The organism is Rhizobium esperanzae (assembly GCF_002204185.1).
Classification (GTDB): Bacteria; Pseudomonadota; Alphaproteobacteria; order Rhizobiales; family Rhizobiaceae; genus Rhizobium; species Rhizobium esperanzae.
The window spans coordinates 280,271-304,330 of sequence record NZ_MXPU01000006.1; the positions used below are offsets into that span (position 1 = coordinate 280,271).

Sequence of the window (24,060 nt, forward strand, 5' to 3'; positions counted from 1 at the left end):
GGTCATATTCGGCCCTTGATAATCGCTGCCTGGCAAGGCAGGAGAGTGACATCGCGGAGGTAGATGCAGATGACGAGATTGGCGGATTCGCAGGGCCTGGAGATTTCGCATGAGGGGCATCGCACCCGTCTGAAATGGCACCGGCTGCGCAAGCGGTTCGCCGATCCCCTGTTTTCCGCCGAGGTGATGGCGGAGGGTTTTGCAGCAGGCGCCTCGATGGAACTCGATCTGCGCGTGCGCGCCGACGGCGGCTTCGTCGTGCTGCACGACAGGGAGCTCGAAGGTGAAACGACGGGCCGTGGACCAATCGCTGCGAGGAACGTTGCCGACCTTCGCGATGTCAGGATGAAGGACGGCGCCCGGCCGCTGATCCTCAGCGAGGATCTCGCCGATATGATGCAGGCAACGCATCCGGCCGCATTGCTGCAATTCGACATGAAGGACGATTACGACGCTGTCGGCACCCGCGGCATCGAGCATCTTGCCAGGCATTTCCGCCATATCGCCGCCTCGGTGATCGTCAGCGGCGGCAGTCTCGACCTCATTGTGGCAGTTAAGGAAAAGCTTCCGCATCTGCTGCGCGGCATCGATCCGACCGAGAAACTTTACGATATCCGGGAGGCCAGCGGCTGGAGCGCGGCGGAAATGGAACTGCGCGCCGACCTGCGCGGTCCGACCGAACCCGACACGATCTATCTCCATTGGCAGCTGATCCTTGATGCCGCCGAGGATGGCCTCGACCTCATCGGGCTTTGCCGGGACGAAGGCAAACGCGTCGACGCGTGGACCTTCACGCTGAAGGATCCGGTGGCCGGTTTCAGCGATGCGGAATGGCGGAGCTTCTCGACATTGATGGCGCTGAAACCGGATCAGATCACCACGGACGAGGCACCGGCGACCGAACGCGCCTGGGCGCGCCGCATAGCGGCTTGATCGGCGAAAGGACGCACGGCGCTCTAAAGTCCCTCGATATCGAGAATGAAGGCAAATTCGCCGGCAAGCCCCGGCGCGTAGGCGATGACAGGCCCGCCTTGCGCAAGCAGCCTGCCGACCGGCGGCATCGCGACCATCGCGCCGGCCTCTTCGGCGATCAGCGCACCGGCGAGCATATCCCAGGCATTGAGGTGGCGTTCGTAACAGAGATCAGCAGCACCCTCGGCAACGCGGAGAAGGTCGATGGCGGCTGCGCCCAAGCGCCGATAATCCATGCCGCGCTCATGGAGTCGCTTGGACAGCGCGAGATACTCATCGAAGCTCGTTTTGCGCGAATGGCCGAGAATGATGAGCGCATTGGCCGGATCGACAGTCGTCGCCGCATGGATCGGCAGTCCATCCTTGAAGGCGCCGCCGCCGCGCACCGCGTGAAAGACTTTGTCCTCGGCAGCGTCGTAAACGACGCCGATCTCGATCTTGTCGCCGACGACAAAGGCGATCGAAACGCCCCAGTGGCGGAAGCCCCTGATGTAGTTGGTCGTGCCGTCGATCGGATCGACGACCCAGGTGCCGGCCCCTTCCGATTGCCCGCCGCTCTCCTCGCCCATGAAGGTATCGTCCGGAAAGCGCGAGATGAGCCCGTGGCGGATCGCCTGCTCGGCCCTCCTGTCGGCGATGGTGACGAAGTCCTGCAATCCTTTGTTTTGAACGGCAAGAGTGCCGGGATCCGACTCGCACCGAAACCTGGCCGTCTCCCGTCCGACCTCGAGCGCAACGGTAATCGCGGCCTCCGCCCGTGCGCGGACGGCAGCGGCGTCGAATGCGGCATTCATCAGGCAGTCCTTCTTTTTATCAATGTCACCGGTGTGAACTCGACACGCGCCGTCAGCTCCGGTTCGGCCATCCGGCTGATCAACAGGTCGACGGTCTGTTCTGCCTGGAGGTCGCAGGGTTGGCGGATGGTCGTCAGGTCGTAGGCGGTCCAAGCGGCCTGGGGAATGTCGTCATGGCCGATAATAGGGAGCGGCGGCGCCTCATCGCGGCCCCTGCCCTGCATGATGCGGTCGATGACGCCGCAGGCCATGTAGTCATTGGCGCAGAACAGCCCGTCGATGCCGGATGCGGCCAGGTCGGTCGCCGCGTCATAACCGCTCCGGTAGTCGTTGATTCTGACCTGCAGGAACTGCGCCTCGATGCCAAGCTGCTTGCAGTGGGCGATGAAGGCCTCGCTGCGACGTCGCGCGGTATAAGATCTGGCCGGGGCAGCCATCACGGCGGGCTTTCGCACGCCGCTGTCGATCAGGCGGCTGGCTGCCAGATGCCCGGCCATGCGGTCGTCGGAGATGATACGGTCGACCAGGGGAATGTCGTTGCCCTTGTTGATCAGTACGATCGGTACGCCTTCGGCTGCGCATTGTTCGCAGATTTCGGTCGGCGGCGCGTCCGATGTGACGATGACGCCTGACACGGCGTAATGCAGCAATTGGCCGATGACTGTCGAGGTATCCGCCTCCTGCGAGGTCGGCAACAGGATCGGGCGGAAGTTACGGGCGAGCAGCGCCCGAGAGAGATGCTCGATCTGCAGCGTGCGGAACGGGTTGTCGAAACCGGCGGCGACGAGACCGACGAGATCGGAGCGTTTGTTGGTGAGGCTTCGGGCAAGATAGTTCACCCGATAGCCGAGTTCCTTGGCCGCCTGATAGACCTTCTCGCGCGTTTTCGGTGAGACGCTGGCATCCGGGGTGAAGGCGCGCGACACGGCAGCGCGCGAGACGCCTGCCACCCTCGCCACGTCGAAAGAGGTTGCCTTGCGCGGCCCCTTGTCCTTGTCAGCCAAGTGCTTTCTCCTTGATCGGAGGCGGCCGCATCAGATCGGGCAAATCGGTGCAGATGCCGAGAACCGGGAGTGTCATCAGGTCATCGAGAATGGTCCGCCGCTCCTCGTGCCAGAGCACGATCTCGCGGCCGGCCTCCAAGGCGCGAGCCATCAGCCCCCTGGTCACCAGATCCTGCGGGCGCTCCCCTGCCCTCTCCCAGCAGAGATGGAGAATATCGGCGCCGGCCTCATCACCGAGCGCATGCGGATCGTCGCCGATGCGGATCAGCACCGAGAGCGGAAAATCGCAGGCCGCGTACCTGAGTTCGCGCACCTGCGCGGTATCGAACGAGCCAAGGCAGGCAAAGCGCTGGTTCATTTCGACAAGGTGCCGCCAGCAGCGGATGCCGGTCCCCGGCGCCTTGAGTTCGACATAGAGGCCGGTTCCGGTCTCTCGGGCGAGAGCGGCGACCTGTGAAAAGCTCGGCACGTCGACGCCGTCAAGGTCGGCAAGCTCAGCCGCCGTCATTTCCGAGATGCGCCGGTCGATGCCGTAGACCCGCTCCAGATGGTCGTCATGGGAGACGACCACCACGCCGTCACCGGTCAACTGCGTGTCGAGCTCCCACATCTCCGCGCCGAGTTCGGCCGCGCGGCGGAAAGCGGCGAGGGTGTTTTCGCGTTCGTGGCCGCTGGCGCCGCGATGGCCGATGCAGAAGGGAAGCCGGCCCTTGGCCGTCGGCCAGCCATAACGTTCGAAGAAGGCTGAAAAATCGCGGGTCATCAGAGCCTCGTTCCGTTCTCGTCGAAGACGAACACGCCGCGGCTGTCGATCCCCCAGGCGACATCGTCGCCGACGTGAATATCGTTGCGCGCTGGCTGGATCGAGCGCAGCAGCGGCCCGCCGGCAATCCGCACGTCGTAAAGGTTTTCTCGCCCCTGCGTTTCGGCAAAGGTGATCTTGCCGGAGACGGTGACGTCGCCCGCCGGGGTGAAATGCTCCGGCCGCACGCCGAGCATCAGCTTGGTGCCCTCGGCGGCGCCGACGGCGTTCGGCAACGGGACCCGGATCTCACTTTCCGGGATTGTGAAGGCGCCCTTGTCCATGACGCCGCGCAGGAAGGTGATCGGTGGATTGCCGAGGAAGCCGGCAACGAAGGCGGTCTTTGGATCGTTGTACATCTCGGCCGGCGTGGCGATCTGGACGATCTCGCCTTCCTTCATGATAGCGATGCGGTCGCACATGCTCATTGCCTCCACCTGGTCATGGGTAACGAGGATGGCGGTTATGCCGGTCTCGCGCTGCAGGCGGCGGATTTCCGAGCGCATTTCGAGGCGCAGCTTGGCGTCGAGATTGGCGAGCGGTTCGTCGAGCAGCAGCACGTCCGGCCTGCGGATGAGCGCTCGCGCCAACGCCACGCGCTGCTGCTGGCCGCCGGAAAGCTCGGCCGGCCGGCGGCCCATCAGATTGCCGATGTGGACCAGGCCTGCGATGCGATCGACCTCTTTGCGGATCTCGGCGGCAGGCGCGCGCTTGACCTTCAGAGGAAATCCAATGTTCTCGGCAACGGTCATGTGCGGGTAGAGCGCATAGGACTGGAAGACGACACCGACATTGCGGGCCTGGCTCGGGAGATCCGTGACGTCCCGATCGCCGAAGAGGATGCGCCCGCCGGTCGGCCTGTGAATGCCGCAGACTGCAAACAGGGTCGTCGACTTGCCGCAGCCGGAGGGGCCAAGGAGCGCCAGCATCTCGCCGCCGGCGACCTCGAGGCGCATGTTCTCGATGACCTTGGTGGAGCCGAAGCTCTTCGAGAAATTGTCGAGGAGGATGCGCATCAGCCTTTGCTCCCGCCGCCGTAGATGTTCATGAGGTATTTGTTGAAGAGCGCGTAAGCGATCAGCACCGGAATGAGGTAGAAGAGGCCGACCGCCTTGAACATGTTGAAATCGTAATTGTTGTCGTCGGCAAGGAAGCCGGCGAGATAGACCGACAGCACCTGCACCTGATTGCCCGGCGCCAGCACCTGCGGCAGGATGAACTCGCCCCAGCCGGACAGGAAGGAGAACAAGCCAAGCGCCATGATGCCGGGCTTGACCTGCGGCAGCACCAGGCTGCGCCAGACCCTGAAACGCGACGCGCCATCAACGACGCCGGCCATTTCGATTTCCCAGGGCACGGTATCGTAGAAGCCCTTCATCAGCCAGATGCCGAGCGGCAGGTCGATCGCCGCCTTCACCAGGACGACGCCGATCAGCGAGTTATAGAGGCCGACCATCTGCAGCACGATGAAGATGGCGATGATCAGCGTTACCGACGGGAAGGCGTGCAGCACCATGACGCCGGCAAGGAAGAAGCCGCGTGCCGGCACGTTCAGCCGAGACAGCACATAACCGGCCATTGAAGAGACGATCAGCACCAGACTGGTGGTGCAGGCCGAAAACAGCAGCGTATTCAGGGTCACGTGCCAGATGTTCGCCTTGCCCGCCGTTGTCTGCCACAGGAAACGCCAATGGTGGAGCGTCAAGCCGGAGGGCAGCAAGGCGTCCGGCGGCTTCACCGTGACGGTGTCGAGGAAGAGATAGACATACATCAAGAGCAGCGGCAGGCTGACGATGGTCAGCGCCGTCAGGACAGGCCAGCTGCGATAATTTGCCGAGGGCTGCGCGCGTTCGACCATGGTCAATCCTCGATCAAGGGCTTGGCGACAAGCGTGCCATAGTTGAAAACGCGCAGATAAAGCAGCGACAGCACCACGCCGATGACGACCAGCACCAGCGCCATGGCGGCACCCAGCCCGTATTCGAGATTGCCGGCATAGTTTCTGAGAGCGGTGTGGTAGGCGGAGAGCGCCCAGACCTCGGTCGCGTTGCCCGGCCCGCCATTGGTGGCGAGCAGGATTTCATTGAAGGAGGCGAGCAGCGACAGTGTCTGATAGCAGGTGACGAAGAGGATCGGCCAGCGCATCTGGGGCAGGATGATGTAGCGGATCTGCTGCCAGCGTGAGGCGCCGTCGACCTCGCTCGCATAGAACTGGCTCTTCGGGATGGCCTTCATCGCCGACGAGAACACCAGCATGCCCATGGAGGCGCCGATGAAGCCGTTGATCAGCACGACGAAGAACCAGGCATTATAGGCGGTATCGAGCAGGTAGTTCTTCGGGGGGTAGCCGAACTTGCCCATCAGGATCGAAATGAAGCCGCTGTCCCAGGCGAGCCACTTCCACAGCATGACGTAGATGACGACGGGCGTGATGCGCGGCAGGAGCCAGATGCCGCGAAAGATCGAGGCCGGCGTCGGAGGCATGTAATGCGTCCAGATGGCAAGCAGCAGCGCATAACCGACGTTGAAGAGCATCAATACCAGCGCGACATAGAGCACGGTATTGAAAAGCACACGCGCCATGTCGGGCGAGCTGGCCATGCGTGAGAAATTGTCGGTCGTCCAGGTCCAGCCGGTATAGGTGGTCTTGGCGACGGTTTCCTTCTGCTCCGGCGTCAGCTTGAAACCCAGACCGTCCAGCGACGAAAACAGCTGTTCCTTGCTGTCGAAGCGCGTGTTGAGGACGGAGCGGTTGAACTGTTCGGAGATCTGCTTGACCTCGCGCGTCGAAGGTCGTTCGGCAAGGTCCTTGATCATGCGTTCGACGTCGCGCCGCGTCGCAAAGACCTCGCCGGCGTGTTTGGCGCGCAACTCCGCCGCGATCGCAGGCGCAAGGCCGAGGCCCTCCACCCCCTTGAGGCCGGCTTCGTCGATCGTGTAGCGCGGCTCGGCCATCTCGGCGGCGATCTCCGGCATTGCCGATTTCAGCGTGATCAGCGAATTGGGTGCGATCTGATAGACGCCCCCTGAAATACCGGTCGCCGTGGTCATGTTGGTCATGGAGAAGACCGCTGTCAGAACGACCGGCATCAGGAAAAAGAGCACGATCATGACCGCCGCAGGCGCGATCATCACCAGTCCGAGCGTTCTGGACGATTTCATGGGAAGCCTCCTCGAAGGGATCGATCGGGCGGCGGGATTGCCGCCGCCCGGAGGGACGCTTCGATCTTAGCGGATGACGATCTTGTCGCCGAGCGTGCTTTTCAGCTCGCTTTCGGCATCGCCGATGGCGGCGTCGACGGTCTTGGCGCTGGTCCAGGAAGCTTCGAGGTTCTTCCACATGATGTTCCAATAGGTGCCGAAATCGGAATTGTTCGGCATCGCATTGGCATGCGGCAGCAGGCGTTCGGTGGCTTCGCGGGTCCACCGGTCAGCCGAGTAAAAATCCACTTCCGACTCCGCCTCGGAGATGCCGAGATGGGCTGACTTGACCGCATGCAACGCGTTGATGCGCGGCTCCGAGGCGATCGTGATCAGCTTGGCGGCGATATCGGTGTCCTCCTTGTCATGGCCTGCGGTCAGCAGGTAGACGAGCGGATGCGTCAGCGTGTTGGCCTTGCCGCCTTCGCCGGCCGGGATCAGCGTGAAGATCACGTTGCCGAAGAAATCCTTGAGGCCTTCCTGGTTGACGAGGCGGGCATAGTGCCAGGTGCCGCCGTCCCAGATGCCGGCCTTGCCAGTGGCGACTTCCTTCCACCACTGGTCGCCCGGCATGCCGATGTGGTTCTTCTTGGTGACGCCTGATTTGACGGCATCGGCGAAGAACTGGTAGGTGCGGGCCATCGCCGCCTTGTCGAAGACAAGCTTGCCGCCTTCTTCCATCGTGCCGCCGAAGCTGGTGTAGAACTGCCAGTAATCCGGGCCGTTGCTGGTGCGCGGATAAAAGCCGTAGCCGGGCTGGACGAGGCCCTTGTCCTGCATCTTCTTGGCGTCTTCGAGCAGGTTCTTCATCGTATACTTGCCATCCTGCACGTTCTGCGGCAGGGCGTCGAGATCGGCGTCGCTGTAGCCGATCGCCTTCATATACGGCTTCCAGAAGAACATCGGCCGGGATTCGGCATCCTGAGGGATGCCGTAGACGGTGCCGTTGTAGGAGGCGATCTTCAGAAGATTTTCATAGATGCCATTGAGCGGCCAGGAATCGAGGTCGACATAATCTTCGATCGGAACGATCAGGCCGGATTGCGACCAGGGTGCGATGTCCTCATGGCCGCTGACGACGATGTTCGGAGCGGTCTTGGCTTCTGCGGCAAGGGTTAGCGCCTGTTTGAAGTCTTCCCAAGCGCTATAGGGCTTCTTTTCGACGGTGATTTTCAGGTCTTCGCCCTTGAGGGCGGCTTCGCGCTGCAGCTGCTGGGCCGCGATCTCGATGGCGTCGAGACGATAGACGTCGTTCGGGCCGGTGCCGCCGGCCCAGACGCTGATTGTAACGTCCTTGGCGAGTGCGAATACGGAGGTCGAGGCCAGGATGGCAGCCGCGATCGTAAGGGATTTCAATGTCGGCAAAATGGTCATCTTCTTCATCTCCCCAGAAGAGCAGTGTGAGGCCTCTTTGACGGGTCATCACTGGTGTTGACGACCGCTGCGAGAGCCCGCGAAAACGTGACAAGTCCCGCTCTATGGGCTGAACGTAACGGCCGAATGACAAAATTGAGCACGTGTGCAAAATTATTATGACGATGTCCGCGGCACTTGCAAGCGGCGGTGTTCGGCGGGCATCTTTTATGCTTCAAATTGCGCCTTTCCTGGTCTAGCATCGCACCTATGAGCCTTGAATCCGTCCGCGCCTTCCTCGGCACCCACGCACCCGACATCGAAATCATCGAAACCGCCGAGAGCTCCTCGACGGTGGCGCTTGCCGCCGAAGCCCATGGCGTCGAGCCCGCCCAGATCGCCAAGACGATCTGCCTGCGCGTCGGCGAGCAGATGATGCTGGTCGTTGCCGGCGGTACGGCACGGCTCGACAATCGCAAATTCAAGGACACTTTCGGTGCCAAGGGGCGCATGCTCGATGCCGAAGAGGTCGTGGCGGTCACCAGCCATCCTGTCGGCGGTGTCTGCCCGTTCGGCCTGCCCTCGCCGCTGCCGATCTATTGCGATATTTCGCTGAAACGTTTCGACGAAGTGGTGCCGGCGGCCGGTTCGACCAATTCGGCCGTGCGCATCGCCACCGGACGGCTTGCCGAGCTGACCGGCGCCAGCTGGGTCGATGTTTGCCAGTAAAGCGGCCGAAGAACTTCAAACGCCGGAAAGAGTACCTATATTCTATCCCGACATGCCGTGATTGCGCATGACAGGGAGACCAGAATGCCGAGTGCCGTTTCGCGTTTTGCCAGGGTCGCAGCCATTGCCGTACTGACGAGCGCTACCGTTTTTGCCACGATCAGCGATGCCGATGCGCGCCGCGCCGGCGGCTTCGGCGGCTTCGGAAGCCGTGGCACCCGTACTTTCAGCGCGCCTCCGGTTACCCGCACAGCGCCTGCCCCGGCTGCCCCCATTGAACGCTCGATGACGCCGCGCCCGCAGACGACCGCACCCTATAATACCCAGCAGCCCGGCTACGCCCAGCAGCGCCCCGGCTTCTTCAACGGCTTCGGCCGTTCGATGATCGGCGGCCTGATCGCCGGCGGTCTTCTCGGCATGCTGCTCGGCCACGGTTTCGGCGGCGGCTTCGGCTTCCTCGGCATGTTGCTGCAGATCGCTCTGATCGGCGGCGCCATCATGCTTGCCATGCGCTATTTCGCCAACCGACGCCAGCCTTCTTACGGCGTCGGCGGTCAGAGCCGGTCCTACGGCCAGTCCTTCAACATGTCGCCCACGAACAATTCGTCGTTCCAGATCCCGGCGATCGGCTCGGGCGCCGGTTACGGCGGACAGTCGCGCGGCAATCGCCCGAGCGACGAGATCGGGCTGGCCCAGGCTGATCTCGACCAGTTCGAGGAGTTGCTGACGAGCGTGCAGACCGCTTACGGCGCCGAAGACTGCGGTGCGTTGCGCCGGCTGACGACGCCCGAGGCAATGTCCTACCTTGCCGAGGAACTGGGAGAAAACGCAACCAACGGCGTGCGCAACCGCGTCTCCGACGTCAAGCTGCTGCAGGGCGATATTGCCGAGGCCTGGCGCGAGAACGGCCAGGAATATGCGACGCTTGCTATGCGTTATTCCTCGATCGATGCCATGGTCGAACGCGACAGCGGTCGAGTCGTTTCCGGCGACGACCGCCGTCCGACCGAAAGCACCGAGATCTGGACCTTCGTGCGCAAGCCGGGCGCGGATTGGAAGCTCGCTGCGATCCAGGGCACCGGCCAGCGCGCCGCCTAAAGAAAACCAGCCTCAATAGATGCCGCCCAAGCTGTCGATCAGCTTGGACGGCATTCTAATTCACCGCCACCGGTTTGGAACGCATCCGGGAGACGGTCTCGCGTTCGGCCCGCTTGCAGCGCATCGGCGGCAGGCCGCGATCCATCAGGTCCATGTCTTCCAACACCATATCGCCCATCTTCTTGAAGGCGCTGTCGAGCGCTCCGGCTCGGTGCGCCGAGCGGATGAAACCGTTCAGGCTGCGTATCGGATGATCGGGCGGCAGCGGCTCCTCGGGGTAGACGTCGCTTGCCGCGACGATATGGCCTGACGAAACGGTTGCCATCAGCGCATCGAAATCGACGACGTCGGCGCGGCTGAGCAGGATGAAGGCCGCGCCCCTGCGCATGCTGGCGAAGGCGTCGGCACCGAGAAATCTCCTGTTTTCACTGGTGACGGCTGCGACAACAAAGACGAAATCGCTCTTCGTCAGCACATCTTCCAGGCTTGCCGGCTCGACGCCGTTTTCCTCGAGGATCGAGCGGGGCAGCCAGGGATCGAACACCCTGATGTGCGCCCGGAATCCGGAGAGCACGCGGCGCAGCGCCTTGCCGAGATCGCCGAAGCCGATGATGCCGATCTCGGAACCGGCGATCAGCCGCGCGCTCGCATTGCCCTCCCCACCCCAGAGTTCGCTACCCTTGCGAAACGCGACATCGGCATCGACGATGCCGCGCGCCAGGGCCAACGCGAAGCCAAGGCCGATTTCGGCCACCGGTTCGGCAAAGACCTGTCCTGTCGTCACGACGTGAATGCCGCGCTGGAAGAGCACCTCATAAGGCATATTGTTCAAGAGATTGCTTTCGACATTCAGGATCGAGCGCAGGGCCGGCATTCTGCTCAATGTTTCCGCCGAGAGCGGCGGCTGACCGATGATATAGCGGGCTCTGCCGAGGACCTCGTCACCAAGCCCGGCGATATTCTCCGGATCGGCCTCGACGACCTCGTATTTCGCATGCAGTTCGGCGCGTGCCTTATCGCTGAAGATCAGATCGAGCGTGCGCGGCTCGGGCGCGCTGATCGCCAGCGGTCGTTCGGCATTTGTCATCGGCGTCTCCTACGTTGCGGGCGGCTTGCGTTTCCTCGGCTGGAGAATTGATAACCTCCGGCCGCGGCTGTTTCCAGTTGGCGGGCGAGAAATTGGCGAGCGAACCTCTGATCGGTGCTGATCATGAGTGGGGCCGACGCAACTGAAAGCGGCATTTGCCTATCAGATAAGCAATTGAATTCTCTCGCTATTCGTGGTTTCTCTGTTGACGGCTCGAACTGCCTGAATTAGCTTGATGCATCCAACCTGGGCGTCTCGACGCGGCAGGAAATCGAGACATTGCAAAGGAAACGAACCCATGAAGTCAGTACTTAAAAGCTGTCTGATTGCCCTGGCTGCCGCAGCGCTACCGGCTGTCGCTTCCGCCCATCCTGCCGTCGGCGGCGCTGCCGGCTTCAGCCATGGCTTTGATCATCCGATGTCCGGCCTCGATCATGTCCTTGCCATGGTGATGGTCGGTGTGGTTGCTTTCCAGCTCGGCGGCCGCGCCATCTGGCTCTTGCCGCTGACATTCGTCCTGATGATGGCGTTTGGCGGTGCTCTCGGCGTTGCCGGCGTTGAACTTCCCTTCGTTGAGACAGGCATTGCACTTTCCGTCGTCGTTCTGGGGGGCATGATTGCACTCGATGTCAGGGCGCCGCTCGCCGCGGCGCTCGGCATGGCCGGGCTCTTCGCCATCTTTCATGGCCATGCACACGGCGCTGAAATGCCGGAGGATGCTGCCGGCGTCGCCTATGCTGCCGGCTTCATGATGGCTACCGGACTGCTGCATGGCGCCGGCCTCGCTCTTGGCCACGTCATCGGCCGCGCCGGCGAACGGCAGGGCATTTTCGTCACGCGGGCTGCGGGCGGCGCTGCCGCCATCTCTGGACTGGGCATTCTGGCCGGTTTGATCTGATCTGTACGGAATCTCTGGAAACGGTGATGCGCAGCTTAGCATGAGCTGATGGGCGACGCAGTCGGGAAGAAAGCGTCCGAAATGCGCAAGTAGCTAGTAAAATATAGAAAGGGCGCGGTGCGAAGCCGCGCCCCTCCCGTCATTCATCAGCCTTCCAGCCACTTCACCTGATCGGGTGTCAGCTTGATGTCGAGGGCCGAGAGGCTGTCCTCCAATTCGGCGATGGTGCGCGGCCCGATCAATGGAATGACCGGGAAAGGTTGGGCGATCACGTGGGCGAGCGCGATATGGATCGGGTTGCGGCCGAGCTTGTTGGCAAGCTCGATGGCGCGGTCGCGGCGTCCGAAATTGCGCTCGGAATACCACACGCGAACAATCTCCTCGTCGTCCTTCTTGTCGCGGCCGGCGCGGTCGGTGAAGAAGCCGCGGCCCTGGCTGGACCAGGCGAAGTTCGGGATCTGCTTCTGGTTCAGCCACGTCTTCCAGTCGTCATCGGAGGCGGCGACGCAGCCGGCCCAGATCGGATCCAGCATTTCCGCGAGCGAGAAGTTGTTGGAGAGAGCTGCCGGCGCCGCCTTGCCGGTTCTTTCGGCATAAGCGATCGCTTCGTCGAAACGCGCCCGGGTCCAGTTGGAACCGCCGAAGATGCCGCGGATGCGGCCGCGTTTGACTTCTGCATCCATGGCATCGACGAATTCGCCGACGGGCACGTCGGTATTGTCGCGATGCATGAAATAGATGTCGACATAGTCCGTCTTCAGCCGGGCGAGCGACTGGTCGAGCTGCTTGGCGATCATGTCGGGATAGCAGAGCGGCGAATGCGCGCCCTTGCCGATCAGCACGATCTCCTCGCGCGGGACCTTGCGGCTCGTGTGCCAGTCCCCGAAGATCGCCTCCGTTTTGCCGGCGCCATAGACAAAGGCCGTATCGAAGGCGTTGCCGCCGGCCTCGTAGAAGGCGTCGAGCGTCAGTGAAGCGGCGGCGAAGTTCGGGAAGAACTCGAAGCCGAGGGTCACGACTGAGGCCGGCTTGGAGATGCCCGGAATCTGTCGCTGCGGAATGCTGTTGCCGCGCGTGACCGCGCCGCCCCATATATTGGACGTGCGTCTGGCGGCTTTCTCGACGCCATATTCAAGACCAACCGAGGCGCGCCACTGGTCGAGCACGCGCAGATTTGCGATTGAATCCGCCCAGCTCATGCCGGGGGAACTGAACTCGGTTCTGCCGGCCCGGATCGCATCGCCCGCCGCGTCCGCCTCGAAGGAATAGAGCCAGCGCTCTTCCTTGACCTCGATCGTCTCCTGCTTGCCGCCCTTGAAGACCTCGATCTTGCCGACACCGCCCTTGTGGCCGGAGGCGAACCAGAAGTCGGCCACTTCGATCCGGCCCTCGGAGCCGATGATGCGCAGCACATTGTCCTGCTGGGCCATGATCGAGCAGGAGACTTCGGCGATGATCTCGTTCGGGAACTTGAGCACGGCCGACGCCCATTCGTCGACGCCGCTCTCTCCGAGATGGGCGACGCCCGACACCTTTTCCGGTTCGAGGAAGGCCTTGCCCTCTGCGGCGCCGGCAATCAATCGCGCCATCGACACTGGATAGCCGCCGACATCGAGAATGCCGCCGCCGGCGGTATCATTGGCGAAAAGCCGATGCTCCGGCTTATAGCTGCCCATGTTGAAGCCGAAGCTCGAGCGGATGATGCGGATTGTGCCGATAACGCCGCTCTTGATGAGCTCGATCAGCTTTTCCGTCTGCGGATGCACCCGGTACATGAAAGCTTCGCCGGCAAAGACGCTGGCTTTCTTGGCTTCATAGTAAACGGCTTCGGCATCATAGGCTGAAAGCGCGATCGGCTTTTCCACCAGGATGTGCTTGCCGGCGCGTGCGGCCTTGATCGCCCATTCGGCATGGCCGGTATGGGGCACGGAAATATAGACCGCATCGACCTCGGGGTCGGAAAGCAGCGCTTCGTAACCATTGACGATGCGGGCGCCGGGGAAGTTTTCGGCAAGTCCAGGCTTGGAAGGATTGCGGGTGGCAATCGCGACCAGTTTGCCGGTGCGGGAGTGGGCAACGCCATCGGCAAAGGTGCGAGCGATGGTGCCGGGGCCGATGATGCCCCAGCGGATCGGTTGATCGGAAGTCATGGAATCCTCTTTCGTCTTTCTGCCTTGGGATTGGTTCAGCGGAGCCGTTTGCCGGCGCCGTCGAAAAGGAATGTGCGGTTGGCGGGAAGGCCGACCGTCAGCGTCTCGCGATTGCCTGATGTGCGCGATTCCGGCCGCTCGATGATCAACTGTTCGTCGCCGACGGCGGCATAGATGTAGCTGGTGTTGCCGAGGTGTTCGGCGACATCGATGGCAACGGTGAGATCGGTATCGCCAGCACCTGCATCGACGAAATGTTCGGGCCGGATGCCGAGGGTCACTTTCGCGCCGATTTCGATTGTATCGGCGACGGGCAGCGGCAGGCGCGTCTCCGGATTGCTCTCCAGCGCGATCACCGCCCTGCCCGGCTGCGCCTCGACGGTCACAGCTTTCAAGAAATTCATCTTCGGCGAGCCGACGAAGCCGGCGACGAACTGGTTGGCCGGGTCGTCATAGAGGTCGAGCGGTGCGCCGATCTGCTCGATGTTGCCAGCGCGCAGCACGACGATACGGTCGGCGAGCGTCATCGCTTCCGTCTGATCGTGCGTGACGTAGATCATTGTCGTGCCGAGCTGTTTGTGCAGCCTTGAGATCTCGACGCGCATCTGTACGCGCAGCTCGGCGTCGAGGTTCGAAAGCGGTTCATCGAACAGGAAGACCTCGGGCTCGCGCACGATGGCGCGGCCGATCGCGACACGCTGGCGCTGACCGCCGGAAAGCTGCTTCGGCCGCCGTTTCATCAGTTCGGTGATCTGCAGGATATCGGCGACATGGCGCACCCGCCGCTCGGTATCGTCCTTCGGATTGCCGTTCATGCGCAGGCCGAAGCTCAAGTTTTCCTCGACGGTCAGGTGCGGATAGAGCGCATAGGACTGAAAGACCATGGCGATACCGCGGTCGGCCGGCTCGACGTCGTTGACGACCCGGCCGCCGATCCGAAGCTCGCCTGACGTGATGTCCTCGAGGCCGGCAATCATCCGCAGCAGCGTGGACTTGCCACAGCCGGAGGGGCCGACGAAGACGACGAATTCGCCGTCCTTCACCTCCAGATTGGCCCCATGGATGATCTCAAAGCCGCCGAAGCGCTTGACGATGTTGCTAAGTGAAAGCTCTGCCATTCGGCTTCCCCGATTACTTGATTGCGCCGGCCGCGATGCCGGCGATGAAATGGCGCTGGAGCGCCACGAAGACGACGAGGATCGGCGCCGTCAGCAGCACCGCGCCGGCCATGATGCCACCCCACGAAACCTTGGTGAGGCCGATCAGCGTTCCCAATGCCACCGGCGCCGTCATCATCCCCGGTCTGGAATTGATGAGCAGCGGCCAGAGGTAATTGTTCCACGAATGCAGGAAGAGAATGATCGCCAATGCCGCCATGGTCGGGCGCGCCAGAGGCAGGGCGATGCGCAGGAAGATCTGCCATTCCTTGACGCCTTCGACGCGGGCTGCGTCGAAGAGCTCGCCCGGCATCATCGAGAAGGACTGCCGCATGAATAAGACGCCGAGCGAATTGAAGAGCGGCGGCACGATCAGAGCCACCCAGGTGTTTGCCAGCTTGAACTCGCGCGCCACCATGATGAACTGCGGGATGACGACCACGGAGAAAGGCAGCGTGATAGTACCGAGGATGATAGCGATGACGATGGAGCGGCCGACAAAACGGTAACGTGCCAGCGCCCAGCCGGCCATCGACGTCAGCATCACCGAGAGCACGGTATAGATAAGCGCCACGCCGATGGAGATCACCATTGCGCCGATGAAATCGGTGTCGGCCTGCAGATTTTTAAAATTCTCGACGAAGTTGGTCGATGGCCACAGCACGATCTCGGGATTGAAGATGCCGTTGTCGGGCATGGTCGAGAAGACGAACATCATCCACAGCGGAAACAGCCAGATCAGCGCCAGCGGCGCCAGCGCGGCGTGCAGCGCGATCTGACGGATGAGAAGGGATTGCGACTTGGATCTCATTTCGGGTCCCTCCCGATCCAGAGATTGAAAAAGGAGATCACCACGGCCAGAGCCGCCATCGTATAGGCGATCGCCGAGGCATAGCCGAAGTTCAGCGAGGTGAAACCCTGGCGGTAGAGGAAGAGGCCGAGTGTCTCCGTGCCGCCGCCCGGACCACCGCGATTGGTGATGAGGAAGGGTTCGGTAAAGAGCTGCATGGTGCCGATCACCGAGAGCACGACACAGAAGAGGATGATCGGTTTCAAGAGCGGCAGGGTGATGTGGAAGAACTGCTGTGTCTTGCCCACCCGATCGAGCGTCGCGGCCTCGTAGACATCGTCGGGGATGGCCTGCAGGCCGGCCAGGATGATGATGGCGTTATAACCGGCCCAGCGCCATGTGACGGCGAGGATGATCACTGCCATCGCGGCATTGGCGTTGTCGAACCAGGAGATCGGGCTGAATCCGACCGCTGAAATCATCTTGTTGATGATACCGAAATCGAGGCTGAACATCAGCCGGAACACGGCCGCGTAGGCGACTTCGCCGACGACGACGGGGGCAAAGAAGGCGAAACGAAAAAGCGGGCGCGCTTTCAGAAGCGGCGAATTGAGCAGCACGGCCATGACGGTCGCCAGCGCGATCATCACAGGCACCTGGATCACCAAGATAATCAGTGTGTTATAGAGAGCGTTATAGAAGGCGGGGTCGTAGAAGAGCCTGCCCCAATTGGCCTGGAAGCTGTATTTCCACGGATTGACGCGCGTGTTCTGAAAGGAAATCAGGAACGAGTCGATGATCGGCCAGACCCAGAAGGTGGCGAAAACAAGCAAATAGGGGGCGAGGAACGCATAGGCGCTCCGGGTTCTGAACGGCATCGAGCCTCCTCCTCACGAACGAATGACGGGCCGCGCTGCAAGCGGGTGAAATGCCGGGCGCGGGAAGCGCCCGGCATCGTCATTCATTGCGCGATCGGAAGTCCGGTTGCGGAAGCGATCTGCTTGGCGGCATCGTCGAGAGCCGCTTTCGCATCGGGGTAGCCGCCGGCGAAGAATTTCGCCTGCGTTGCCTTGAAGATGCCTTCGGCATCACTTTGGAAGGCGGTGCCGCGGCTCGGCACGATCTTGGGCAGGGTTGCCAGAATATCGGCCCAGACCTTCTGACCGCCCCAATAGGGCTGGGGCTCGTTGACGAAGGGATCCTTCTCGGCGGAAAGCAGCGACGGCACCAGACCGAATTCCTTCAGCATGGTGACTTGACCTTCATTCGTCCCAAGGGCGTAGTTGACGAATTTCCAGGCGGCTTCCTTGTTCGCCGAGGTTGCCGAAATGGCGAGCGACGAGCCGCCGAGGTTGGCGGCGTGCGGACCGTCGGCCGTCAGGCTCGGCATTCTGTAGACGCCCCACTTGCCCTTGAGATCAGGGGAGGTCGAGCGCACCGTGCCTTCATACCAGCCGCCATAGAGCTGGCTTGCGGCCTTGCCGGCGGTGTTGGCCTGGATCTTCTCGTCCCAGTTCGCTGCCGTCAGCGTGCCGGCATCCTTCATCTCCTTCACCTTTTGCAGCGCGGCGACGCAGGCCGGCTGGTTGATGGTGATGTTCTGGCCGTCGGTCGAGAAATAGCCGCAGCCCTGCTCGTTGGCGATCATGCGGAACCATTCGCTGTCGCCGTTGAAATCGGCCTGTGCCATGACGACGCCGGGATTGGCGGCGGAAATCTTCTTGCCGGCGGCGATGAAATCGTCCCAGGTGCTGATCGTGCTCGGATCGACGCCGGCCTTTTCGTACATGTCGCGGCGGTAGAAGACGGCGACTGGGCCGGAATCCCACGGCATGGCATAGGCGACGTCGCCGACTTCAAGTTCGGTGCGCTTGAAGTCGGGGAACTTCGCCTGGATATCGGCCGTGTAGCCGAGCTCCTTCAGATTGGCGAAGCAATCGGGGAAGCGGCTCCAGAAGATTTCAGCCTCGAAATTCTCGATGCTGACAATGTCGGGCAAGCCGTCGCCGCCGGCAGCGCAGGCCGCGAGCGTCTTGTCGAAGACCTGGCTGTTGCCAAGATCTTCGACGGTGACCTTGATATCGGGGAACTGTTTGTTGAAGCCGGGAAGCGTGGACTTCAACGCCGATGCGGCGACATTCCAGCTCCAGATGGTGAGATTGGCCGACTCAGCGAAGGCGGAGCCGGAAGCAAGCAGTGCAAGAGCTGCGGTCGCAGCGAGAAGTTTGAAGCGCATTGAAAATCCTCCCTTTTCAATTGCCGATCTTTCACGAACGCGGTTAGACTATCCGCAAGGGAGCGGCTGTCTCCTAAAAAGGGAATATGGATTTGGCGGAAAGTAAGGTCGGCACGCGGGCAATCTATCAGCCCGGCGCAAGCAGCATTGAGGGTTCGCCGACGGCACTGCAGATGTTTCACGCGCACCCGCCTATCATGGCTATGCCGCACTGGCACGCGCAGGTCGAGATCAACTATGTCATGCGCGGAAGTGTGCATTACCGCATGAACGATCACGCGTTTCGGCTGAACGCCGGTGATATGTGCCTCTTTTGGGGTGGGCAGCCGCATCAGATGGACGAATCGTCAGATGATTCGCTTTATGCCGGTGCCCACCTGCCGCTCGTTTATTTCTTCCGGCTGCGCCTGCCGATCAGCATTTCCAGCCGTCTTATGAAAGGTGAGACGTTGCTGACCTCGGCAACGGACGCTGCTGATAACGAAAACTTCGCTCGCTGGTTTCGCTATGCCAATTCCGGTGATTCCGCCAAGGCCCAGCACGCCGTGGACGAATTGCTGCTGCGCATCGAGCGTATCGCATTCGAACCCTATTCGATGACGACATCGAAGACGACTGCCAGCCTGGATGGCGATCAGCTGCATCCCAACTCCTCGCGAAGTGTCGCGCGCATGTGCGATTTCATCGCCGCCAATTTCCTGCAGGACATCGATTCGGTCGATATCGCCCGCGCCGCCGATCTGCATCCGAAATATGCCATGAATCTTTTCAAGCGATCGACCGGCATGACGCTCAGCAAATATGTGACGCTGCTCAGGCTGTCTCGCGCGCAGGCGATGCTGATGAGCGAAGGCGCCAACGTTTTGCAGGTGGCAATGGACAGCGGCTTCGGCTCGATCAGCGCCTTCAACAAATCCTTTCGCCACATCGCCGGGATGTCGCCGTCCGATTTCCGCCGCGACATCCGGCTGGTGACGACGATGCCCGCCGGCGCCTTCCGCAATTAACGCATGTTCCGCCTCATCGCCTGTCATATGCGGCTGAGGACTTATCTTTTTTCAGCGAGCTCAATCTGGATGCCATCGGGATCGCGCACGAAGGCGACCTTGTGCAGGACCTCGGCGTTGATTGCCAGGCGCGGCCTTTCCTTGACCTCGACGCCGGCCTTTTGCAGACGGGTGAAGGTCTCCTGGACATCTTCGAACAGGAAGGTCAGGTGGCGCAGACCGGCCGTGCCCTCGGGCACATCGACCGCCCTTGCCGCGCCTCCCGCCGGTGCGAAAATTTCCAGCATACCGCCGCCGGCGTCGAGAAAGGCGATCTCGGCACCATCGGCCATCCTCTTGCGCAGATGCAGGCGCAGGCCGACCAGACCGCAGTAGAAATCGACGGACCGGTCCATGTCACTGACCGTCATGCCGACATGTTCGAAGGATTTCAGCATGGGTGCTTTTCTCAGTTCGGATTGCAAAAGGATTTCATAGAAGTCTTTCAGCGTTGACGGCAGCAGACGTGGCGGCCGCTTGTGCACTGTGGGCGTCGCCGCTACGGTGAGGTCAAAACGGGGTCAGAACCATATGCACATTCGAAAGGCAGTATCCGCCGATGCGGAGGAGCTGTGCAGTCTCCTGAACGAAATCATTCTGGCCGGGGGGACAACCGCGCTCGAGACGCCGTTGACAGCTGCGGAATTCGCGGATTGGTTCATCGACGGCGAATTCCCCCTCATCTGTCATGTTGCAGTGCATGATCGGTCGCTTGCCGGCTTCCAGTCATTGAGCCTCTATGGCGATCCGCCGAAAGGTCATGCCGATATCGCAACATTTGCCCGCGTAAACCCGAAGATACCAGGCGTGGGCCGTGCCCTTTTTCCGGCGACGCTGGCAGCGGCCGAGGAACTCGGGCTTGAATTTATCAATGCGACCATTCGGGCCGATAATGTCGGCGGTCTTGCCTATTACACAAAGATGGGCTTCGAGCCCTATGACCGGCTTATTCAGATTCCGCTTTTGGACGGAACGCCCGTCGATCGGATCAAGAAGCGTTTCAGAGTAGATGCCGAGCGCCGACCGGCATCCTCCGTTTGACCCTTCGGGGTCGGAATCGTTCAGAGGCCGCCAGCCCTGCGCTGTTCTTCCGGAAGCCATGAGCGATAGAGCGGATGATCGGCGGCAATCGGCATCGGCGTCGGCTGGCCGGTGCGCTGAGAGAAATAGGCGGCCGTCACCAACTCCAGCGAATTGCGGGCGTCCTGCAATGTCACCGGCGGATCCGTGTCTTCGACGATCGCCCGATGGAACAGCTCGAACTGGCGGGTATAACCATCCTCGCCCGGCACATAGGCGGCGAGCGCGGCATCGATCCGCACCTGGTGCTCTTCGGTTCCGGCGGTAAAGACCCAGGGATCGCGGCCCATCGTATAGGGTTCGAGGATGCTTTCGGCGACCAGATCGCTAAAGCAGAAGCGTAGCCGCGAGATTTCTTTGCGCGAGCCGAGCGTCATCGACAGCGTCGCCAGCGAGCCATTCTGCATTCTCACTGAGAGGGCGGCAGTATCCTCGACCTCGATCGGATTGACCAGCGTCGCGCCATAGGAAAACACTTCGGCGCAAGGGCCGTGCACATAGTTCAGCATATCATGGGCATGAATCGCGTGGCCGAGAAGGCCGCCGCCGAGTTCGCTCGCCCATTTGCCGCGCCACGGCACGGCGTAATAATCCGGGCCGCGCCACCAATGGGTCTCGATCGTCGTCAGGAAGGGCTTGCCGGCGAGGCCCTGCTCGATCAGCAGTTTCAGCTTCTGCAGGCCGGAGCCGTAGCGATACTGAAAGATCGGCATCAGCTTTCGGCCGGGGAAGCGAGCGAGGATGCGGCCCATCTCGTCGACTTCGGCAATCGAGCCAAACAGAGGCTTTTCACAAATCACGTGCTTGCCGGATTCGATGCCTTTGCGGCAGAGCTCGAAATGCGAGCTCGGCGGCGTCGAAATGTCGATGATGTCGAGATCGTCCCGGGCAAACAGCGAATCCGCATCCTGCGTATATTCGCCGATGCCGAATTCCTCGCACAGCGCCTTGCCACGATCCTCATCAAGCGAGCAGAGTACGGGAACCTCAAAGAGATCCTTGTTCCAGCCGAAGCCGGTCAGATGCCGCGCGGCAATGCCTGCGCCGATGACGCCGACGCGCAATTTCCTGGTCATGCTATCCTCCTCAACGAGCGCCGATGCGCGCGGCTTTCGTCTGGGCTTCGAGCGAAAGGCGGCAGACTTCGAACACGTGATCCTGGGTCATCGCCGTCTGCGTGCGATTGCCGACATCGGCGGTGAAAGCATCGAAATAATCGAGCTTTTCGCCGCTGCAATCGATGTGGGTCATCTCCTTGCCGTTGACGAGGAAGAGGTGATCCTTGCCCGGCCGGCCGGCGATATCGATATATTTGCGCAGCTCTATATAACCCTCGGTGCCGAGGATGGTGAGGCGGCCGTCGCCCCAGGTGGGCAGCGCCTCCGGCGTGAACCAGTCGACACGGACATAACCCGCCGCCTTGTCGGAGCGCAGCAGCACCTCGCCGAAATCCTGGAAGGCGGGTTTATCGGGCATGCCGAAATTACCGATCGAGCTGGCGATGACTTCGCCTGAGGTCGAGCCGGTATAGAACAGGAACTGATCGACCTGATGCGAGGCGATGTCGACTATGATGCCGCCGAAATATTCCGGGTCGAAGAACCAGTCCGGCCGGGTCGGCAACTGCAACCGGTGCGGTCCGACGCCGAGCGTCTGGATCACCTTGCCGATCGCGCCTTCCTTTACCAGCTTGCCGGCCTTGACGGCGGAGCGTACGCAATGGCGCTCCGAAAAGCAGATCGAAAAGATCTTGCCGGTCTCTGCCACGGTGCGCTTGACCTCTTCGAGCTGGGCGAAGGTCGTCACGCCAGGCTTGTCGGTCATCACGTCCTTGCCCGCTTTCATCGCGCGAATGGCGAGCCCGGCGCGGTCGCGCGGAATGGCGGAAATGCAGATGACGTCGATCGTCGAATCGTCGAACAGCTTCTCGCGATCGATCTGCGGTGCATTGGGATAGGTCTTCTCGAACGTCTCACGCAATGCCGGCACCGAGGTCCGAGGGCAGTAGCCGACGAACTCGCCGCCTGCGGCGAGCAGTCCCTTCACATGATCGAACGTATGCCCATGGTCGATTCCGACGACGGCAAATCTCAACATTGCTGCAATATCCTCCCGGGATTTTCTGAGCACCGGCTGCCGCCGGCATCCTCCATGTCGGCCAAAACAGATAACGAAAGCAAGCTCCTGTCAAGGCAAGCCAGGAGGCGAAATCGCCGGTCTTCGTATTTAACTATCTGTAAAATAAAGATTATTATGTATCTAAATAGTTATTTGTGACCTTCATTCGAATTGATGCAGGCAGCAGAGCCGCTTTTCAACCCGATCCGGCAAAAGTGTTTTTCCCCCGCCTATCTTGCTCCGTTCGGCCGAATATGATCGATTCCGGCCGCCGCCGGCTGGAGGGCGGCAATGATCTCGTAATTCTTTCAAGAGCGCTTCCCGCTTGCCCGTGACGGAGGATCACCATGTATCATCCCCTTCTCGATGCCGCCGCTTCCGGCGGAATTTTTGTCGGCCGCGTCTGGAATCCCGAAGTTGTCGGCCCGAGCATCGTGACGCTTCGTGAGGGGATGCTCATCGACATCACCTCGCACGAGGCGCCGACGCTGAGCGCCCTCTGCGAGAGGCAGGATGCTGCGGACTTCGTCCGAGCTGCAAGTGGCCAGGCGATCGGTTCTCTGGGGGAGATTGCCGCCAACAGCACCGGAAAACCGGATGCCGGACGGCCCTACCTCCTCGCGCCCGCCGACCTGCAGGCGGTCAAGGCCTGCGGCGTCACCTTTGCCCAGTCGATGATCGAACGCGTCATCGAGGAGAAAGCGGCAGGCAATCCCGATCGCGCCGCTTCGATCCGCGAGCGCGTCAGCGCGCTGATCGGCGGCAGTCTCACCAATCTCAAGGCCGGTTCGCCGGAGGCCGCCAAGGTCAAGCAGGCGCTGATCGACGAGGGCATGTGGTCGCAGTATCTCGAAGTCGGCATCGGCCCCGATGCCGAGGTCTTCACCAAGGCGCCGGTGCTCTCTTCCGTCGGCTGGGGTGCCGATGTCGGCCTGCATCCGATCTCTACCTGGAACAATCCGGAGCCGGAAATCGTGCTCGCGGTCAACAGCCGCGGCGAGATCAAGGGCGCGACGCTCGGCAATGATGTCAACCTTCGCGATGTCGAAGGCCGCTCGGCACTCTTGCTCGGCAAGGCCAAGGACAACAATGCCTCCTGCTCGATCGGTCCGTTCGTCCGGCTGTTCGATGCCGGTTATGGGCTGGACGAGGTGCGCAGGGCCGAACTCGACCTAAAGGTAACCGGGCAGGACGGCTTCGTGCTGCGTGGCAAGAGTTCGATGTCGCAGATCAGCCGCGACCCGACCGATCTCGTCAAACAGACGCTTGGCCCCCACCATCAATACCCCGATGGTTTCATGCTCTTTCTCGGCACGCTGTTTGCGCCGACGCAGGATCGCGACGCGCCAAAGCAAGGCTTCACGCACAAGATCGGCGATGTCGTCGAGATTTCCTCGGCCGGGCTCGGCACGCTCGTCAATACCGTGCGCCTCTCCACCGAATGCCCGCCCTGGACGTTCGGCATATCGGCGCTGATGCGCAACCTTGCGACGCGTGGGTTACTCTAAGCAGCAAAAGTGCGCAGCGGTTTTGTGTCCGGCATTA

The 24,060-nt window shown here is 61.6% G+C and carries 23 protein-coding genes; 7 read left to right on the plus strand and 16 right to left on the minus strand.

Annotation, left to right across the window (positions count from 1 at the left end; all coding sequences use genetic code 11):
- Positions 1-63: 63 nt before the first annotated feature.
- Positions 64-933: a glycerophosphodiester phosphodiesterase gene (locus tag B5E41_RS11550; protein WP_088393661.1), complete on the plus strand. Its 870-nt coding sequence runs from the start codon at positions 64-66 to the stop codon at positions 931-933.
- A 23-nt stretch (positions 934-956) separates the two neighbouring features.
- Here B5E41_RS11550 and B5E41_RS11555 read toward each other — a convergent pair whose 3' ends face one another.
- From B5E41_RS11555 to B5E41_RS11585, 7 genes are all read right to left on the minus strand, one after another.
- Positions 957-1,766 carry an inositol monophosphatase family protein gene (locus B5E41_RS11555; RefSeq protein ID WP_088393663.1) on the minus strand — a complete coding sequence of 270 codons (810 nt, stop codon included), beginning with the start codon at positions 1,764-1,766 and terminating at the stop codon, positions 957-959.
- A complete protein-coding gene (locus B5E41_RS11560; protein ID WP_085861109.1) occupies positions 1,766-2,770 on the minus strand; it encodes a LacI family DNA-binding transcriptional regulator in 1,005 nt (334 codons plus the stop codon). The genes B5E41_RS11555 and B5E41_RS11560 overlap by 1 nt, the downstream gene beginning before the upstream one ends.
- A complete protein-coding gene (locus tag B5E41_RS11565) occupies positions 2,763-3,533 on the minus strand; it encodes a glycerophosphodiester phosphodiesterase (RefSeq protein ID WP_088393665.1) in 771 nt (256 codons plus the stop codon). The genes B5E41_RS11560 and B5E41_RS11565 overlap by 8 nt, the downstream gene beginning before the upstream one ends.
- Positions 3,533-4,588, minus strand: coding sequence for an ABC transporter ATP-binding protein (locus B5E41_RS11570; RefSeq protein ID WP_088393667.1), 1,056 nt, complete (start codon positions 4,586-4,588; stop codon positions 3,533-3,535). Before B5E41_RS11570 ends, B5E41_RS11565 begins: the two co-directional genes overlap by 1 nt.
- The gene (locus B5E41_RS11575) at positions 4,588-5,430 is read right to left on the minus strand and encodes a carbohydrate ABC transporter permease (protein ID WP_088393669.1); all 843 of its coding nucleotides are present in this window, start codon (positions 5,428-5,430) and stop codon (positions 4,588-4,590) included. Before B5E41_RS11575 ends, B5E41_RS11570 begins: the two co-directional genes overlap by 1 nt.
- Positions 5,431-5,432: 2 nt before the next feature.
- Positions 5,433-6,734, minus strand: coding sequence for a carbohydrate ABC transporter permease (locus B5E41_RS11580; RefSeq protein ID WP_088393671.1), 1,302 nt, complete (start codon positions 6,732-6,734; stop codon positions 5,433-5,435).
- A gap of 66 nt (positions 6,735-6,800) precedes the next feature.
- Entirely contained in the window at positions 6,801-8,147 is a 1,347-nt protein-coding gene (locus B5E41_RS11585; protein ID WP_088393672.1) for an extracellular solute-binding protein, read from the minus strand.
- Positions 8,148-8,396: 249 nt separating this feature from the next.
- Here B5E41_RS11585 and B5E41_RS11590 point away from each other — a divergent pair, with 249 nt between their 5' ends.
- Positions 8,397-8,855, plus strand: coding sequence for a YbaK/EbsC family protein (locus tag B5E41_RS11590; protein ID WP_088393674.1), 459 nt, complete (start codon positions 8,397-8,399; stop codon positions 8,853-8,855).
- Positions 8,856-8,939: 84 nt separating this feature from the next.
- Positions 8,940-9,953, plus strand: a complete 1,014-nt coding sequence (locus B5E41_RS11595) for a Tim44 domain-containing protein (RefSeq protein WP_088393676.1) — start codon at positions 8,940-8,942, stop codon at positions 9,951-9,953.
- 55 nt (positions 9,954-10,008) lie between these two features.
- Here the strand turns inward: B5E41_RS11595 and B5E41_RS11600 are convergent, their stop codons facing one another.
- Positions 10,009-11,040, minus strand: a complete 1,032-nt coding sequence (locus B5E41_RS11600; RefSeq protein WP_088393678.1) for a hydroxyacid dehydrogenase — start codon at positions 11,038-11,040, stop codon at positions 10,009-10,011.
- Between the two features lie 298 nt (positions 11,041-11,338).
- Here B5E41_RS11600 and B5E41_RS11605 point away from each other — a divergent pair, with 298 nt between their 5' ends.
- Positions 11,339-11,938: a HupE/UreJ family protein gene (locus tag B5E41_RS11605; RefSeq protein ID WP_088393680.1), complete on the plus strand. Its 600-nt coding sequence runs from the start codon at positions 11,339-11,341 to the stop codon at positions 11,936-11,938.
- A 146-nt stretch (positions 11,939-12,084) separates the two neighbouring features.
- Here the strand turns inward: B5E41_RS11605 and B5E41_RS11610 are convergent, their stop codons facing one another.
- The 5 genes from B5E41_RS11610 to B5E41_RS11630 form a co-directional block, all read right to left on the minus strand.
- Positions 12,085-14,088, minus strand: coding sequence for an aldo/keto reductase (locus B5E41_RS11610; protein ID WP_088393682.1), 2,004 nt, complete (start codon positions 14,086-14,088; stop codon positions 12,085-12,087).
- A 35-nt stretch (positions 14,089-14,123) separates the two neighbouring features.
- Positions 14,124-15,206, minus strand: a complete 1,083-nt coding sequence (locus B5E41_RS11615; protein ID WP_088393684.1) for an ABC transporter ATP-binding protein — start codon at positions 15,204-15,206, stop codon at positions 14,124-14,126.
- 13 nt (positions 15,207-15,219) lie between these two features.
- Positions 15,220-16,056 carry a carbohydrate ABC transporter permease gene (locus B5E41_RS11620; RefSeq protein ID WP_088393686.1) on the minus strand — a complete coding sequence of 279 codons (837 nt, stop codon included), beginning with the start codon at positions 16,054-16,056 and terminating at the stop codon, positions 15,220-15,222.
- Positions 16,053-16,913, minus strand: a complete 861-nt coding sequence (locus tag B5E41_RS11625; RefSeq protein ID WP_088393688.1) for a carbohydrate ABC transporter permease — start codon at positions 16,911-16,913, stop codon at positions 16,053-16,055. Before B5E41_RS11625 ends, B5E41_RS11620 begins: the two co-directional genes overlap by 4 nt.
- Before the next feature lie 83 nt (positions 16,914-16,996).
- Positions 16,997-18,271 carry an extracellular solute-binding protein gene (locus B5E41_RS11630; protein ID WP_088393690.1) on the minus strand — a complete coding sequence of 425 codons (1,275 nt, stop codon included), beginning with the start codon at positions 18,269-18,271 and terminating at the stop codon, positions 16,997-16,999.
- A gap of 86 nt (positions 18,272-18,357) precedes the next feature.
- Here B5E41_RS11630 and B5E41_RS11635 point away from each other — a divergent pair, with 86 nt between their 5' ends.
- Positions 18,358-19,278 carry a helix-turn-helix domain-containing protein gene (locus B5E41_RS11635; protein WP_088393692.1) on the plus strand — a complete coding sequence of 307 codons (921 nt, stop codon included), beginning with the start codon at positions 18,358-18,360 and terminating at the stop codon, positions 19,276-19,278.
- Positions 19,279-19,319: 41 nt separating this feature from the next.
- Here B5E41_RS11635 and B5E41_RS11640 read toward each other — a convergent pair whose 3' ends face one another.
- Positions 19,320-19,715, minus strand: a complete 396-nt coding sequence (locus tag B5E41_RS11640; RefSeq protein ID WP_088393694.1) for a VOC family protein — start codon at positions 19,713-19,715, stop codon at positions 19,320-19,322.
- 133 nt (positions 19,716-19,848) lie between these two features.
- On the opposite strand from B5E41_RS11640, the gene B5E41_RS11645 reads away from it, so the two are divergent.
- On the plus strand, positions 19,849-20,358 hold the full coding sequence (locus B5E41_RS11645; protein WP_088393696.1) for a GNAT family N-acetyltransferase: 510 nt from the start codon (positions 19,849-19,851) through the stop codon (positions 20,356-20,358).
- A gap of 20 nt (positions 20,359-20,378) precedes the next feature.
- On the opposite strand, the gene B5E41_RS11650 is transcribed toward B5E41_RS11645, so the two are convergent.
- Both B5E41_RS11650 and B5E41_RS11655 read right to left on the minus strand, forming a co-directional pair.
- Positions 20,379-21,473, minus strand: coding sequence for a Gfo/Idh/MocA family protein (locus B5E41_RS11650; protein WP_088393698.1), 1,095 nt, complete (start codon positions 21,471-21,473; stop codon positions 20,379-20,381).
- Between the two features lie 10 nt (positions 21,474-21,483).
- On the minus strand, positions 21,484-22,494 hold the full coding sequence (locus B5E41_RS11655; RefSeq protein ID WP_088393700.1) for a Gfo/Idh/MocA family protein: 1,011 nt from the start codon (positions 22,492-22,494) through the stop codon (positions 21,484-21,486).
- A gap of 368 nt (positions 22,495-22,862) precedes the next feature.
- On the opposite strand from B5E41_RS11655, the gene B5E41_RS11660 reads away from it, so the two are divergent.
- A complete protein-coding gene (locus tag B5E41_RS11660; RefSeq protein ID WP_088393702.1) occupies positions 22,863-24,023 on the plus strand; it encodes a fumarylacetoacetate hydrolase family protein in 1,161 nt (386 codons plus the stop codon).
- Positions 24,024-24,060: the final 37 nt, after the last annotated feature.